General features: G+C 61.3%; 10 protein-coding genes. 4 read left to right on the forward strand and 6 right to left on the reverse strand.

The window, feature by feature from the left end; translation table 11 throughout:
- Positions 1-110 precede the first annotated feature (110 nt).
- Positions 111-1571: a D-alanyl-D-alanine carboxypeptidase/D-alanyl-D-alanine endopeptidase gene (gene dacB / locus V6M90_RS17555; protein ID WP_042945130.1), complete on the reverse strand. Its 1461-nt coding sequence runs from the start codon at positions 1569-1571 to the stop codon at positions 111-113.
- 237 nt (positions 1572-1808) lie between these two features.
- Here dacB and V6M90_RS17560 point away from each other — a divergent pair, with 237 nt between their 5' ends.
- A complete protein-coding gene (locus V6M90_RS17560) occupies positions 1809-2153 on the forward strand; it encodes a YggL family protein (protein ID WP_003175501.1) in 345 nt (114 codons plus the stop codon).
- A 37-nt stretch (positions 2154-2190) separates the two neighbouring features.
- On the opposite strand, the gene V6M90_RS17565 is transcribed toward V6M90_RS17560, so the two are convergent.
- Positions 2191-3381: a benzoate/H(+) symporter BenE family transporter gene (locus V6M90_RS17565; RefSeq protein WP_332846854.1), complete on the reverse strand. Its 1191-nt coding sequence runs from the start codon at positions 3379-3381 to the stop codon at positions 2191-2193.
- 235 nt (positions 3382-3616) lie between these two features.
- Here V6M90_RS17565 and V6M90_RS17570 point away from each other — a divergent pair, with 235 nt between their 5' ends.
- A complete protein-coding gene (locus V6M90_RS17570) occupies positions 3617-4381 on the forward strand; it encodes a GntR family transcriptional regulator (RefSeq protein WP_003175499.1) in 765 nt (254 codons plus the stop codon).
- Between the two features lie 45 nt (positions 4382-4426).
- On the opposite strand, the gene guaD is transcribed toward V6M90_RS17570, so the two are convergent.
- The 4 genes from guaD to xdhA all read right to left on the reverse strand — a co-directional run bounded on the left by guaD (position 4427) and on the right by xdhA (position 10540).
- The gene (gene guaD / locus V6M90_RS17575) at positions 4427-5731 is read right to left on the reverse strand and encodes a guanine deaminase (protein WP_003175498.1); all 1305 of its coding nucleotides are present in this window, start codon (positions 5729-5731) and stop codon (positions 4427-4429) included.
- 7 nt (positions 5732-5738) lie between these two features.
- Entirely contained in the window at positions 5739-6581 is an 843-nt protein-coding gene (xdhC, locus tag V6M90_RS17580) for a xanthine dehydrogenase accessory protein XdhC (protein WP_003175497.1), read from the reverse strand.
- A 118-nt stretch (positions 6582-6699) separates the two neighbouring features.
- The gene (xdhB, locus tag V6M90_RS17585; protein WP_332846855.1) at positions 6700-9099 is read right to left on the reverse strand and encodes a xanthine dehydrogenase molybdopterin binding subunit; all 2400 of its coding nucleotides are present in this window, start codon (positions 9097-9099) and stop codon (positions 6700-6702) included.
- Positions 9092-10540 carry a xanthine dehydrogenase small subunit gene (gene xdhA / locus V6M90_RS17590; protein WP_141063529.1) on the reverse strand — a complete coding sequence of 483 codons (1449 nt, stop codon included), beginning with the start codon at positions 10538-10540 and terminating at the stop codon, positions 9092-9094. The genes xdhB and xdhA overlap by 8 nt, the downstream gene beginning before the upstream one ends.
- Before the next feature lie 280 nt (positions 10541-10820).
- Here xdhA and V6M90_RS17595 point away from each other — a divergent pair, with 280 nt between their 5' ends.
- Together V6M90_RS17595 and smc are read left to right on the forward strand one after the other, a co-directional pair.
- Complete coding sequence (locus V6M90_RS17595) at positions 10821-11480, forward strand: GntR family transcriptional regulator (protein WP_003175494.1); 660 nt, start codon at positions 10821-10823, stop codon at positions 11478-11480.
- Between the two features lie 2 nt (positions 11481-11482).
- A complete protein-coding gene (gene smc / locus V6M90_RS17600; protein WP_305427648.1) occupies positions 11483-14971 on the forward strand; it encodes a chromosome segregation protein SMC in 3489 nt (1162 codons plus the stop codon).
- Positions 14972-15134 lie beyond the last annotated feature (163 nt).

The following is a 15134-nucleotide window of genomic DNA, read 5'->3' on the forward strand; positions in this document are numbered from 1 at the left end:
GAGCAAGCTCCCTCGCCACAGATCACTTTTTACCCCTTCCTTAACTGACTGGCATTAGGGCAAGCCCCCTCCCACATTTGTCCGGCGTCGCTTCCCGGGGGCGGTGTTTGTTAGAGCACTGGGGCAGCCGCTGCCAGTTTAGGCTGGCGATACAGGTCCAGCAGCACCTGATCCAGCACCGACGAAGCGCCCCACGGCTTTGGATCGTTGAGAATCGCCACCACCGCCCAGGTATTGCCGTTGTTATCGCGGCTGAACCCGGCGATGGCACGCACGGTGTTCAAGGTGCCGGTCTTGACGTGGGCTTCGCCGCGCATGGCAGTGGTCTTCAGGCGCTTGCGCATGGTGCCGTCGGTGCCGGCGATCGGCATCGAGCTGATGAACTCCGCCGCGTAGGGGCTTTTCCATGCTGCCTGCAGCATCGCCGCCATCTCGCGGGCACTGACCCGTTCGGCGCGGGACAGGCCGGAACCGTTTTCCATCACCAGGTGCGGTGCGGTGATGCCTTTTTTCGCCAGCCATTGGCGCACCACGCGTTGCGCAGCCTTGGCATCGTCGCCGTCGGCATCGTTGCGAAACTGCGCGCCCAGGCTCAGGAACAGCTGCTGGGCCATGGTGTTGTTACTGTATTTATTGATGTCGCGGATGATTTCCGCCAGGTCCGGCGAAAACGCTCGGGCCAGCACTTTGGCGTCCTTGGGCACCGGCGCCTGGATATCACGGCCCTGGATGCTGCCGCCCAATTCCTTCCAGATCGCGCGTACGGCACCGGCCGTATAGGTGGCGTGGTCCAGCAGCGACAGGTAGGTTTGTGAGCTGCAGCCGTCGGCCAACTGGCCGCTGACGGTCACCGTCACGCTGCCATCGGCGGCCGTGACCGGGCTGTAGCGTACGTCGCCGGTGCATTGCTTGGCGTTGGAGACTTTTACCTGGTTGTCGATGCGAATGCTGGCAATCGGTGGCTCGACCGACACCAGCACCCGCCCGGCGTCATTGCGCGTCACAAAACGCAGGGCCTTGAGGTTGACCAGCAGTGCGTCCGGCTTGACCAGGAACGGTTTGTTCTCGTCATTGCCATCGTCGTTGAACTCGGGCAATTGCGGCGGGATGAAGAAACCGCGGTCCAGCACCAGGTCACCGGTGACTTGCTGCACGCCGTTGGCGCGCAGGTCGCGCATCAGCAGCCAGAGTTTTTCCATGTTCAGTTTGGGATCGCCGCCGCCCTTGAGGTACAGGTTGCCGTGCAGCACGCCACCGCTGAGGGTGCCGTCGGTGTAGAACTCGGTTTTCCACTGGTGGTTGGGGCCGAGCATTTCCAGGGCCGCGTAGGTGGTGATCAGCTTCATGGTGGACGCAGGGTTGACCGACACGTCGGCGTTGAAGACGGTGGCGGTGCCAGGGCCGTTCAGTGGGATCATCACCAGGGATAATGCGGTGTTTTGCAGTTTGGCTTTTGCCAGCGCCTGCTGGACATTGGGAGGCAAGGTGTTGTTGATCGGGGCGGCGGTAGCGCAGAAGGCCAGGGGCAGTAGAAAACCGGCAAGCAATAATGGACGCAAAGATTTGATCATAAGAAGTGAAACCCTGCTGCTGAAGGCGGGTGAAAAGGCGAGGGGTATGGATGAAAATCCCTCAATGGTCATGAAAGTGTCGGCATTATGCCCCAAGGCAGCGGCACTTGTGGCTGAACGATAGCTGCAAATCGGCGTTTTTTTTGCCGGCATTGTGCCGCCCGTCCCAGAGAGTCGGGCAATCGCCGCCTTAAACTGCTAGAGTGCCGGCCGTTATTACTTAAGAGGATTGTTCCAATGGCGACTAACCGTTCCCAGCGTCTGCGCAAAAAACTGTGCGTTGATGAATTTCAAGAGCTGGGTTTCGAACTGAACCTGGACTTCAAAGAAGGCCTGAGTGAAGAAGCTACCGATGCTTTCCTCGAAGCATTCATCAAAGAAGCCATGGAAGCCAACGGCCTGGGCTATGTCGGCGGCGATGACTTCGGTCTGGTTTGCCTGCAGAAGCGCGGCTCGGTCAACGAAGAACAGCGCGCAGCTGTTGAAGGCTGGCTCAAAGGCCGCAGCGAACTGAAAAGCGCTGAAGTCAGCCCGCTGCTGGACGTTTGGTATCCGGAAAAGCCGATCAACGCGGCTAAGTGATACTGAAAAAGACGGCGACCTCAGGGTCGCCGTTTTTTTATGCCTTGCGCCAATTCAGAATCAACAGCGTCAACACCCCCGCCACAATCCCCCAGAACGCCGAGCCGATGGAAAACAACGTCAAGCCGGACGCCGTGACCATAAAGGTGATCAGCGCCGCTTCCCGCTCCTTCGGTTCATTCATGGCGATGCTCAAGCCATTGATGATCGAGCCAAACAACGCCAGGGCCGCAATCGACAGCACCAGTTCCTTGGGCAGTGCGGCGAACAGTGCCGCCAAGGTGGCGCCGAACACCCCGGCAATCCCGTAGAACACCCCGCACCACACGGCCGCCGTGTAGCGCTTGTTACGGTCTTCATGGGCATGGGGCCCGGTGCAGATGGCCGCGCTGATCGCCGCCAGGTTGATGCCGTGGGAGCCGAACGGCGCCAGCAACAGCGAGGCCAGGCCGGTCGCGGTGATCAGCGGCGAGGCGGGCACGGTGTAGCCGTCAGCCCGCAATACGGCGACGCCCGGCATGTTTTGCGAGGTCATCGCCACCACGAACAGCGGGATGCCAATGCTGATGGTCGCGGCCAGCGAGAAGTGCGGGGTGGTCCAAACCGGTGTCGCCACTTCCAGGTGAAAACCGCTGAAGTCCAGCAGCCCCATCAGCCCCGACAGCAGGGTGCCGATGATTAGGGCCGCCAACACCGCATAGCGTGGCGACAGGCGCTTGATGATCAGGTAGGTGAAAAACATCCCCAGTACCAGCCCGGTGCGATGTTGCGCGGCGACGAAAATCTCGCTGCCGATCTTGAACAGGATCCCTGCCAGCAGCGCCGCCGCCAGCGACGCCGGAATACGCTTGACCAGCTTTTCAAAGCTGCCGGTCAACCCGCAGATCGTCACCAGCACCGCGCAGGTGATGTAGGCCCCGATGGCCTCGCCATAACTCACGCCACCCAGGCTGGTGATCAGCAGCGCTGCGCCGGGGGTGGACCAGGCGATGGTGATCGGCGTGCGATAGCGCAGGGACAAGCCGATGCTGCACACCGCCATGCCGATGGAAATCGCCCAGATCCATGAAGAAATCTGCGCCGTGGTCAAACCGGCGGCCTGACCGGCCTGGAACATCAGCACCAGGGAGCTGGTGTAGCCGGTCATCATGGCGATAAAGCCGGCAACGATCGCCGAGGGGGACGTGTCGGCCAGCGGGCGCAAGGGCGCTTGAGTGGCGTCGGTCATGGGGAGGTGTTCCTTCTACCGGAGAAATTGCGGATTCAAGCCTAAACTCAAACGTAACCCGTCATTGCAATACAGCCGAGGCCGCAAACAGCCGTACAGTGTGTTGGCGCATCGGGTTGTGTACAATGTGCCACGCTTTTAGGTGATACTTGCCAGCGACCCCATTGTTGCCGTATTACCTTACAAGTCACCGTATTACCGTTAATTCGCCGCCGTTCTCCCTACCCGAGTGCCCATGAACGAACAGTTGCAACCTCTCAAGAAACAACCGCGAGCCGGCAAGGCCGGTCGCAGCGGGACCCAGGACGATATCGTCTATGCACATATCTTCGAGGCCATCCTCGAACAACGCCTGGCGCCCGGAACCAAATTGAGCGAAGAGGCACTGGGCGAAATCTTCGGCGTGAGCCGCACCATCATTCGTCGCGCTCTGTCGCGCCTGGCCCATGAGGGCGTGGTGCTGCTGCGGCCCAATCGCGGTGCGGTGGTGGCCAGCCCCAGTGTCGAAGAAGCGCGCCAGGTGTTTCTCGCGCGGCGGCTGGTGGAGCGGGCGATAACCGAGTTGGCGGTGCAGCACGCCACCGCTGAACAACTGGCCGAGTTGCGCCAGATGGTCAACGACGAGCGCGACAGTTTTTCCCGTGGCGACCGCGGGGCGGGCATCCGCCTCTCCGGCGAATTCCACCTCAAGCTGGCCGAAGCGGCGAAGAACGCGCCGCTGATCAGCTTCCAGCGCAGCCTGGTGTCCCAGACCTCGTTGATTATCGCCCAGTACGAAAGTGGCAACCGCTCGCACTGTTCCTACGATGAGCACACCCAATTGATCGATGCGATCGAAGCCCGCGACGCGGCGCTGGCGGTGAACCTGATGATGCATCACATGGATCACATCGACAGCAAGCTCAACCTCGATGAAGAGAGCGCGTCGGATGATTTGCATGCGGTGTTCTCGCATCTGTTGCAGACCAAGAAGCCGGGGCGTTCTTCAGTCAAGCTGTAATTGCCCTGGCTCACCCTGCACAAAATGTGGGAGGGGCGGTTGAGATCAGCGTTGGTGCACGAGTTGCCCCGCCGCATACGTCTGCAACACCGCCCGATCATCCCCCAGCGTCATCAGCACGAACAACGTCTCGGCAATGTTATTGGCCTGCTTCAAGCGATAGCTCAGCAGCGGCGTGGCGTTGTAGTCCAGCACCAGAAAGTCTGCATCGGTACCCGGTTGCAACGTACCGATCTTGTCTTCCAAACGCAGCGCCCGCGCGCCACCCAGCGTCGCCAGGTACAGCGACTTGAACGGGCTCAACCGCGCGCCCTGCAACTGCATGACCTTGTAGGCTTCGTTCAGGGTTTGCAGCAGGGAGAAACTGGTACCACCGCCCACATCCGTGCCCAGACCTACGTTCAATTTGTGTTTCTCCGCCATCGGCAGGTTGAACAGGCCACTGCCGAGGAAGAAGTTCGACGTCGGGCAAAAGGCGATCGCCGAACCGGTCTCCGCCAGCCGCGCGCATTCGTCATCGCACAGATGTACACCGTGAGCGAGCACCGAACGCTCACCGAGCAGTTTGTAGTGGTCATACACATCCAGGTAGCCGTTGCGCTCGGGGAACAGCGCTTTCACCCATTCGACTTCCTGCTTGTTCTCACTGATGTGGGTCTGCATGTACAGGTCCGGGTACTCCCCCAGCAGTTGCCCGGCCAGCGTCAATTGCTCCGGTGTGCTGGTCGGCGCGAAACGCGGCGTGACCGCATAGTGCAGACGGCCCTTGCCATGCCAGCGCTCGATCAGTGCCTTGCTTTCCTGGTAGCCGGATTCGGCGGTGTCGGTGAGATAGTCCGGTGCGTTGCGGTCCATCATCACCTTGCCGGCGATCATGCGCAGGTCGAGTTTCTCGGCTGCTTCAAAAAACGAATTCACCGACTGCGGGTGCACGCTGCCGAATACCAGCGCGGTGGTGGTGCCGTTGCGCAGCAGTTCCTTGATAAAGATGTCCGCCACTTCTTCGGCATGGGCCTTGTCGGCGAACTGGCTTTCACACGGAAACGTGTAGGTATTGAGCCAATCCAGCAACTGCTCGCCATAGGCACCGACCATGCCGGTTTGCGGCAGGTGGATATGCGTGTCGATCAGGCCAGGGGTGATCAGCGCGTCCTGGTAATGGGTAATGTCGATATCGGCCGGCAGGGTCGGCAGCAGCTCACTGGCGTGACCCAAGGCGCTGATCTGGCCGTTGTCGATCACCAGCAGGCCGTCTTCGAAGTATTCATAGGACGCCTCAATGCCCACTTCGGCGGGGTCGGCGAGGCTGTGCAGGATGGCGGCGCGGTAGGCTTTACGAGTCAAAGGCATGGTCATCTCAATGCGTGGCGTGGCTGCGGCGTGACACCGGCAGCAGTTTGGCAATAGGTTCGGCGCCTGCAGTGTGCTGGCCGAAATGGGCGTTATAGGTGGCGATGATTTCCCCGGCGATGGAGATGGCGATCTCCACCGGCAATTTGCCCTTCACCTCGGCGAGGCCCATGGGGCAGCGCATGCGTTGCAGTTGCGCGGCGTCGAAGCCGCGGTCACGCAGGCGGTGTTCGAACTTGACGCGTTTGGTCTTCGAACCGATCAGGCCGAAGTAGGCGAAGTCATTGCGCTTGAGCAGGGCGGCGGTGAGTTCCAGGTCCAGCGCGTGATTGTGGGTCATGACAATGCAGTAACTGCCCGCCGGCAGGTCGGCGATTTCATCGACCGGCTCTTCACTGACGATTTTACGTACGCCCTGAGGGATATGCTCCGGAAACTCCTGCTCACGCGAATCGATCCAGCGCACCCGGCATGGCAGGCTTGCCAGCAGCGGCACCAGTGCGCGGCCGACATGGCCGGCGCCGAACACCGCAATCTGCGCCTGCACCTGACCCATGGGTTCGAACAGCAGCACCGTCACGCCGCCGCAACACTGGCCCAGGCTCGCCCCCAGGCTGAAACGCTCCAGGTGAGTGTTCTGTTGGCCGCGCGCGAGCATGTCTCGGGCGATTTGCATGGCTTTGTATTCCAGATGCCCGCCACCGATGGTGTCGAAGGTCTGGGCGGCGCTGATCACCATTTTGGAACCGGCGTTGCGTGGGGTGGAGCCGAGTTCTTCGACGATGGTCACCAGTACGCAGGGTTCGCCTTGGTTTTGCAGGTCGGCGAGGGCGCTGATCCAGTTGTTCATAGTCACCTCTTGTGGTGTCTGTCAGGCCGCTATCGGGAGCAGGTTCCCTCCCACATTTGCTGGTATTCACAGATCAAAATGTGGGAGCAGGCTTGCCTCCGATGGCCGCGCCTCGGTCCTAGAGCGAAGCCATCTCGGTTTCGGTTTCAACAGGCACAACCGCCTGCAACTGCCGCATCTGCTCACACCCCCACAACACCCGCTCCGGTGTCGCCGGCGCATCGATCTGCGGCTGATGACGATAATTTCCCAGGCTCGCCACGGCATCCTTGATCGCGCACCACGAAGCAATCCCGAGCATGAACGGTGGTTCGCCCACGGCCTTGGAATGGAACACCGTGTCTTCCGGGTTCTTGCGGTTTTCCACCAGCTTCACGCGCAGGTCCAAGGGCATGTCCGCCACGGCCGGGATCTTGTAGCTGGCCGGGCCGCAGGTCATCAGCTTGCCCTTGTTGTTCCACACCAGCTCTTCCATGGTCAGCCAACCCATGCCCTGGATGAAACCGCCCTCCACCTGACCGATGTCGATGGCCGGGTTCAGCGAGGCGCCGACATCGTGGAGGATGTCGGTACGCAGCATCTTGTATTCGCCGGTCAGGGTGTCGACGAGCACTTCGCAGCAGGCCGCGCCAAAGGCGTAGTAATAGAACGGTCGCCCGCGTGACTGGCTGCGGTCGTAGAAGATTTTCGGGGTCTTGTAGAAACCCGTGCTCGACAGGGAGACTTGGGCGAAATACGCCTGCTGGATCAGTGCCTCAAAGGTCAGGATCTGCTCGCGCACACGCACGTGGCCGTTATGGAATTGCACATCCGCTTCGCTGACGTCGTACTTGCGGGCGGCAAATTCCACCAGGCGCTGTTTGATGGTTTCGGCGGCGTTCTGGGCGGCCTTGCCGTTCAGGTCGGCGCCGCTGGAGGCAGCGGTCGGCGAGGTGTTGGGTACCTTGTCGGTGTTGGTGGCGGTGATCTGCACCCGGTCGATGTCGACCTGAAACACTTCGGCCACTACCTGGGCGACCTTGGTGTTCAGGCCCTGGCCCATTTCGGTACCGCCGTGGTTAAGGTGGATGCTGCCGTCGGTGTAGATATGGATAAGCGCACCGGCCTGGTTGAGAAAGCTGGCGGTGAACGAAATACCGAATTTTACCGGGGTCAGTGCCAGGCCTTTCTTCAGGATCGGGCTGTGGGCGTTGTACCGGCGAATCGCTTCGCGGCGCTCGGCGTATTGGCTGCTGGCCTCAAGCTCGGCGGTCATTTCTTCGAGCATGTTGTGCTCGACAGTCTGGTAATAGTGGGTGACGTTGCGGTCGGTCTTGCCGTAGTAGTTGGCCTTGCGCACCGCCAGTGGGTCCAGCGCCAGGTGGCGGGCGATGGCGTCCATCACTTCCTCGATGGCGACCATGCCTTGCGGGCCGCCGAAACCACGGTAGGCGGTGTTCGACGCGGTGTTGGTCTTGCAGCGGTGGCCATTGACCGTGGCGTCGCCCAGGTAATACGCGTTATCGGCGTGGAACATCGCACGGTCGACAATCGAGTTGGACAGGTCCGGCGAGCAACCGCAGTTGCCCGCCAGTTCCAGGTTGATGCCCTGCAGGCGCCCGCTGTCGTCAAAACCTACGTCGTATTCAATGTAGAACGGATGGCGCTTGCCGGTCATCAACATGTCTTCCGCACGCGGCAGGCGCATCTTGGTCGGCTGGCCGGTGAGGCGCGCGACCACCGCACACAGGCACGCGGGGCTGGCGGCCTGGGTTTCCTTGCCGCCAAAACCACCGCCCATGCGGCGCATGTCGACGACGATCTTGTTCATCGACACGTCCAGCACCTCGGCCACCAGTTTCTGCACCTCGGTGGGGTTCTGCGTGGAGCAGTAGACGATCATGCCGCCGTCTTCGGTAGGCATCACCGAGGAGATCTGGGTTTCCAGGTAGAAGTGTTCCTGGCCGCCGATGTGCAGCGTGCCCTGGATACGGTTTTTCGCCGCTGCCAGTGCGCCGGCCGAATCCCCGCGCTGGTGGGTGTGGCTGTCGAGCACGAAGTGTTTGTTGCGGTAGGCCTCGACCACATCCAGCACAGGTTCCAGGTCTTCGTATTCGATCACCGCAGCCATGGCGGCCTTGCGTGCGGTGTCCAGGTCGCGGGCGGCCACGGCCAGCACCACCTGGCCGACGAACTGCACGGTGTCGATGGCCAGCAGCGGGTCGCCGGGCAGCAGTGGGCCGATGTCTTTGAGCCCCGGTACATCTTCGTGGGTAATGACGATACGCACGCCGTCGAAGGCGTAGCACGGCGCGGTGTCGATGCTGATGATGCGTGCATGGGCGCGGTCGGACAGGCGCGCATACAGGTGCAACTGGTTGGGAAATTCCAGGCGGTCGTCGATGTACTGCGCCTCGCCGCTGACGTGCTTGGCGGCGCTGTCGTGCCTGACGCTGCGACCGACCCCGGTGGTCAGGTCCTGGGCGAACAATTGGGCGAGTTCGGCCTGGGTTTTTTCCACGGCGTGATGATTAGACATAAGCGGTCACCCGAGTCTCGATGTGCGGCGTTTGCAGTTCGATGAAGTACTTGCGCAACAGGTTCTGAGCGCTGAGCAGGCGGTATTCCTTGCTGGCGCGGAAGTCCGACAGCGGGGTGAAATCCTCGGCCAGGGCGGCGCAGGCTTTTTCCACGGTGGCGGCGTTCCAGGTGGCGCCAATCAGTACGCTTTCGCAGTGTTTGGCGCGTTTTGGCGTGGCCGCCATGCCGCCGAACGCCACGCGGGCATCGCTGATCACGCCGTTGTCGAGCTTGAGGTTGAAGGCCGCGCACACCGCCGAAATATCATCGTCCAGGCGCTTGGACACCTTGTAGGCACGGAACAGTGAATGGCCCTTGGGCACGATGATTTTCTCGATGAATTCACTGTCCTGGCGGGCGGTGACGCGGTAGTCGATGAAGTAGTCTTCCAGCGCCAGCGTGCGGCGGGTCTCGCCCTTGCACAGCACGATCCGTGCGCCCAGGGCGATCAGCAGCGGCGGTGAATCGCCAATCGGCGAGGCGTTGCCGATATTGCCGCCCAGGGTGCCCTGGTTGCGGATTTGCAGGGACGCAAAACGCTGCAGCAGTTCGCCGAAGTCCGGGTATTCGCGGTTGAGCGCCGCGTAGCAATCGGACAGGGCGGTGGCGGCGCCGATTTCCAGGCGGTCGTCGAAGGTTTCGACGCGCTTCATCTCTTCAATATTGCCCACGTAGATCATCACCGGCAGCGTGCGGTGGAACTGCGTGACTTCCAGCGCCAGGTCGGTACCGCCGGCCAGCAGCCGCGCTTGTGGGTAGGCGTCATAGAGATCGGCCAGGTCGGCCACGGTGAGCGGCACCAGGCAACGCTTGTCGCCACTGTTGAGTTCGCCGGTTTGTGTGGGGGCGATGGCTTTAAGGCGGGCAATGGTCTCGGCCCGGCGGTTGTCGAATTGATCCTGCGGCTTGTTGCAGCAGGCCTGTTCGGCGGCGGCGAGGATCGGGCGGTAACCGGTGCAGCGGCACAAGTTGCCAGCCAGGGCTTCATGGGCTTTGGCGCTGTCGGGGGCGTCACTGTTCTTTTGCAGGGCAAACAACGACATCACAAAACCCGGAGTGCAAAAGCCGCATTGCGAGCCGTGGCACTCGACCATGGCCTGTTGCACGCTGTGCAGTTGGCCCTGGTGCTTGAGGTCTTCGACGCTGATCAGCTGCTTGCCGTGCAGGGACGAAACAAAAGTGAGGCACGAATTGAGGCTGCGATAACGAATCTGCTCGGCGCCTTGATCGTCCGTATGCAACTCGCCGATCACCACGGTGCACGCACCACAATCGCCGCTGGCGCAGCCTTCCTTGGTACCGGATTTGCCCAGGTGCTCACGCAAATAGTCGAGCACGGTCAGGTTGGGGTCCAGGGCGTGCTCGCTACGGAGTTCCTGGTTGAGTAAAAACTGGATCACGGAAGGCCTCGCAGACTCATTATTGTTGTTAACCGCTTTGCGCCGAATCTAGTCATGTCTGACTTTTCGGTCAATTGTTTTCTGACTTAAAGGTCAAGAAAATGCGCTCACAACACGTTCAATTATGGTTCAGTCTTCTGGAACCGGTGTTTTTGCGGGCTTGTACGCCTGAAACATTGCTTATTTCATGCCAAATTCGCCCCCGTGGGCGTAGCGCCATCAGCGGGCCAATGCGCTACACTGCCGCGCTTGTACCGATAGAAGATTTTGAAGGTAAAACATGACGTTCAAGGCGCCGGACAGTCTCGCCGAGCAAATCGCTCACCACCTCGCCGAACGCATCATTCGCGGCGATCTCAAGCCTGGGGAACGGATCCAGGAACAGAAAGTCACGTTGGCACTCAATGTCAGTCGTGGGTCCGTGCGCGAAGCCTTGCTGATCCTCGAACGCCGCCACCTCATCGCGATCCTGCCGCGCCGTGGCGCCCACGTCACCGAACTCACCGCGCATAAGGTGCAGAGCCTGTGCACGCTGATGAGTGAGCTGTACATCCTGCTCGGCAATGCGGTTGCCCTGGGTTGGCAGACCCAGGCCGACATGGCGCCGTTCGTGCAGATCCAGCAGCGGCTGGTGAGCAATTTCGAGCGCCAGGACATCCGCGCCTTTGTCGAAGAATGCTTCAATGTGATGCGCGCCGCGTACCCCTTCGCCAATAACCCGTATTTGCAGGAAACCGTCGAGAACCTGCAACCGGCGATGAACCGCGCCTATTACCTGGCGCTGGATCAGCGCAAGGCGTCCATGAGCGAGTACCTGGCGCTGTTCGAGCAACTGCTCGCCGCCGTGCTGGCCCGTGACCTGCCGCAGATCCGCCAGGTGCTGTCGGCTTATTGCCAGCGCAGCAGTTCATTGGTGATCGCAGCGCTGGCGGACGCCTAAGCGTGCGGCTCAAGTGCATCAAGTTGGCGGGGTTCAAATCCTTCGTCGACCCGACCACGGTGAACTTCCCCAGTAACATGGCGGCGGTGGTCGGACCCAATGGGTGCGGCAAGTCGAACATCATCGACGCCGTACGTTGGGTGATGGGCGAGAGCTCGGCGAAAAACCTGCGTGGCGAGTCGATGACCGACGTCATCTTCAACGGCTCCACCAGCCGCAAGCCGGTAAGCCAGGCCAGCATCGAACTGGTGTTCGACAACTCCGACGGCACCCTGATCGGCGAATACGCGGCTTACGCCGAGATTTCCATTCGCCGCAAAGTCACGCGCGACAGCCAGAACAGCTACTTCCTCAACGGTACCAAGTGCCGGCGACGCGACATCACCGATATCTTCCTTGGCACGGGTCTTGGGCCACGCAGCTACTCGATCATCGAGCAGGGCATGATCTCCAAGCTGATCGAAGCCAAGCCCGAAGACCTGCGCAACTTTATCGAAGAAGCGGCCGGCATTTCCAAGTACAAGGAACGCCGCCGCGAGACCGAAAACCGCATCCGCCGCACCCACGAAAACCTGGCCCGCCTGACCGACCTGCGCGAAGAGCTGGAGCGCCAGTTGGAGCGCCTGCACCGCCAGGCCCAGGCGGCCGAGAAGTACCAGGAATACAAGGGCGAGGAGCGCCAGCTCAAGGCACAGCTGTCGGCCCTGCGCTGGCAGGCCTTGAACGATCAAGTGGGCCAGCGCGAAGCGATCATCGGCACCCAGGAAATCAGCTTCGAAGCGCTGGTGGCCGAGCAGCGCAATGCCGACGCCAGCATCGAACGCCTGCGTGACGGCCACCATGACCTGTCCGAGCGCTTCAATCTGGTGCAGGGCCGCTTCTATTCGGTGGGCGGCGATATCGCCCGCGTGGAGCAGAGCATCCAGCACGGCCAGCAGCGTTTGCGCCAGTTGCAGGACGATCTCAAGGAAGCCGAGCGTGCGCGCCTGGAGACTGAATCGCACCTGGGTCATGACCGCACCTTGCTGCTGACCCTCGGCGAAGAGCTGGACATGCTCACCCCCGAACAGGAAATCACCAGCGCCGCCGCCGAAGAAGCCGCCGCTGCCCTGGAAGAAGCCGAAACCACCATGCATGGCTGGCAGGAGCAGTGGGACACATTCAATCTGCAATCGGCCGAGCCGCGTCGCCAGGCCGAAGTGCAGCAGTCGCGCATCCAGCAACTGGAAACCAGCATGGAGCGCCTGGCCGAGCGCCAGCGGCGGCTGCAGGAAGAGCGCGTGTTGCTCGCCGCCGACCCGGAAGACGCAGCGATCATGGAGCTGAGCGAGCAACTCGCCGAAAGCGAAATGACCCTCGAGGAACTCGAAGCCAGCGAAGAACAGCAAGTGGAGCGCCTGGAGCAACTGCGTCAACAATTGCAACAGGCGACCCAGGCGCAGCAGCAGGCCCAGGGCGATTTGCAGCGCCTCAACGGTCGTTTGGCCTCCCTGGAAGCGTTGCAGCAAGCTGCGTTGGACCCCGGTACCGGCACCGCCGAATGGCTGCGCGACCAACAGTTGGCCGAGCGCCCGCGTCTGGCTGAAGGTTTGAAGGTCGAGGCCGGCTGGGAGCTGGCGGTGGAAACCGTGCTCGGCGCCGACCTGCAAGCTGTACTGGTCGACGACTTTGGCGGTTTTGACCTCGCCGGGTTTGCCCAGGGTGATCTGCGTTTGCTCAGCCCCGCCGCCGATGGTGCGCGGGTGCCGGGCAGCCTGCTGGACAAGGTCGAGGCGGCGATTGATCTGTCGCCGTGGCTGGGCCAGGTCAAACCGGTCGAATCACTTGAGCAGGCCCTGGCCCAGCGCGGCCAACTGGCGGCCGGTGAAAGCCTGATCAGCCGGGATGGTTACTGGGTCGGCCGCCACTTCCTGCGTGTGCGTCGCGCCAGTGAAGCAGAAAGCGGTGTGCTGGCCCGTGGCCAGGAAATCGTCAACCTGAGCGCCGAACGTGAAGAGCGCGAAGCCACCCTGCACAGCCTGGAAACCGAACTGCAAACCCTGCGCGCCACCCAGCGCCAGCAAGAGACCGGCCGCGAACACCTGCGCCGCCTGTTGCAGGACGAAGCGCGCCAGCAGGGCGAATTGAAAGCACAACTGTCGGCCAGCAAGGCCAAGGCCGAGCAACTGACCCTGCGCCGTACGCGTCTCGACGAAGAAGCGGCCGAGATGGGCGAGCAACGTGCCCTGGAGCATGAACAGATCGGCGAAGCGCGCCTGCACTTGCAGGAAGCCCTCGACAGCATGGCCCTGGACACCGAGCAGCGCGAACTGCTGCTGGCCCAGCGCGACAGCCTGCGTGAACGCCTCGACCGTGTGCGTCAGGAGGCGCGGCAACACAAGGACCACGCGCATCAATTGGCGGTGCGCCTCGGCTCGCTGCGCGCCCAGCACGACTCTACGCGCCAGGCCCTTGAACGCCTGGAGATGCAGTCCGAACGCCTCACCGAAAAGCGCGAGCAACTGAGCCTCAACCTGGAGGAGGGCGAAGCGCCGCTGGAAGAGCTGCGCCTCAAGCTCGAAGAATTGCTCGACAAGCGCATGACCGTCGACGAAGAACTCAAGACCGCGCAAATCGCCCTGGAAGACGCCGACCGCGAACTGCGCGATGCGGAAAAACGTCGGACCCAGGCCGAGCAGCAATCCCAGTTGATTCGCGGCCAGCTCGAACAACAGCGCATGGAATGGCAGGCCCTGACCGTGCGCCGCAAAACCCTGCAGGACCAGTTGCTCGAAGACGGCTACGACCTGCACGGCGTGCTCAACACGCTGACCGCCCAGGCCAACGAGAAAGACGCCGAAGAAGAACTAGAGCGCATTGCCGCGCGTATCCAACGCCTGGGCGCGATCAACCTCGCCGCCATCGACGAATACCAGCAGCAGTCCGAACGTAAACGGTATCTGGATGCCCAGGACGCCGACCTGGTCGAAGCCCTGGACACCCTCGAAAACGTGATCCGCAAGATCGACAAGGAAACCCGCAACCGCTTCAAAGATACCTTTGATCAGATTAATGGCGGTTTACAGGCGTTATTTCCAAAAGTTTTCGGCGGTGGCAGCGCTTACTTGGAACTGACGGGCGAAGATCTACTCGATACAGGGGTGACGATCATGGCGCGGCCTCCGGGCAAGAAGAACAGCACCATCCATTTGTTGTCCGGCGGCGAAAAAGCCCTGACCGCATTGGCCCTGGTATTTGCCATCTTCAAGTTGAACCCGGCGCCGTTCTGCATGCTCGACGAAGTGGATGCCCCGCTGGATGACGCGAACGTGGGACGCTATGCGCGACTGGTCAAAGAGATGTCCCAGACCGTGCAGTTCATCTATATCACACACAACAAGATCGCCATGGAAATGGCTGATCAACTGATGGGCGTGACGATGCACGAACCGGGCTGTTCGCGTTTGGTGGCGGTGGATGTCGAAGAAGCGATGGCGATGGTGGAGTCCTGACCCGCGCCGAGAGAGAATTTTCTTGGCATGCTGTAGGACGATTTACCGGTCTGGCGAAAGTGGCAAATGGACATATTTGTTCAAGGCATTTTGACAGACGGTGTAAAGTTATCTTTGGTCGTGCTAGTTTAATGTCAATTTTTCGTGTGCGTGGGCAAAACGT

It is taken from the genome of Pseudomonas lactucae, from assembly GCF_036688725.1.
Taxonomy (GTDB): Bacteria; Pseudomonadota; Gammaproteobacteria; order Pseudomonadales; family Pseudomonadaceae; genus Aquipseudomonas; species Aquipseudomonas lactucae.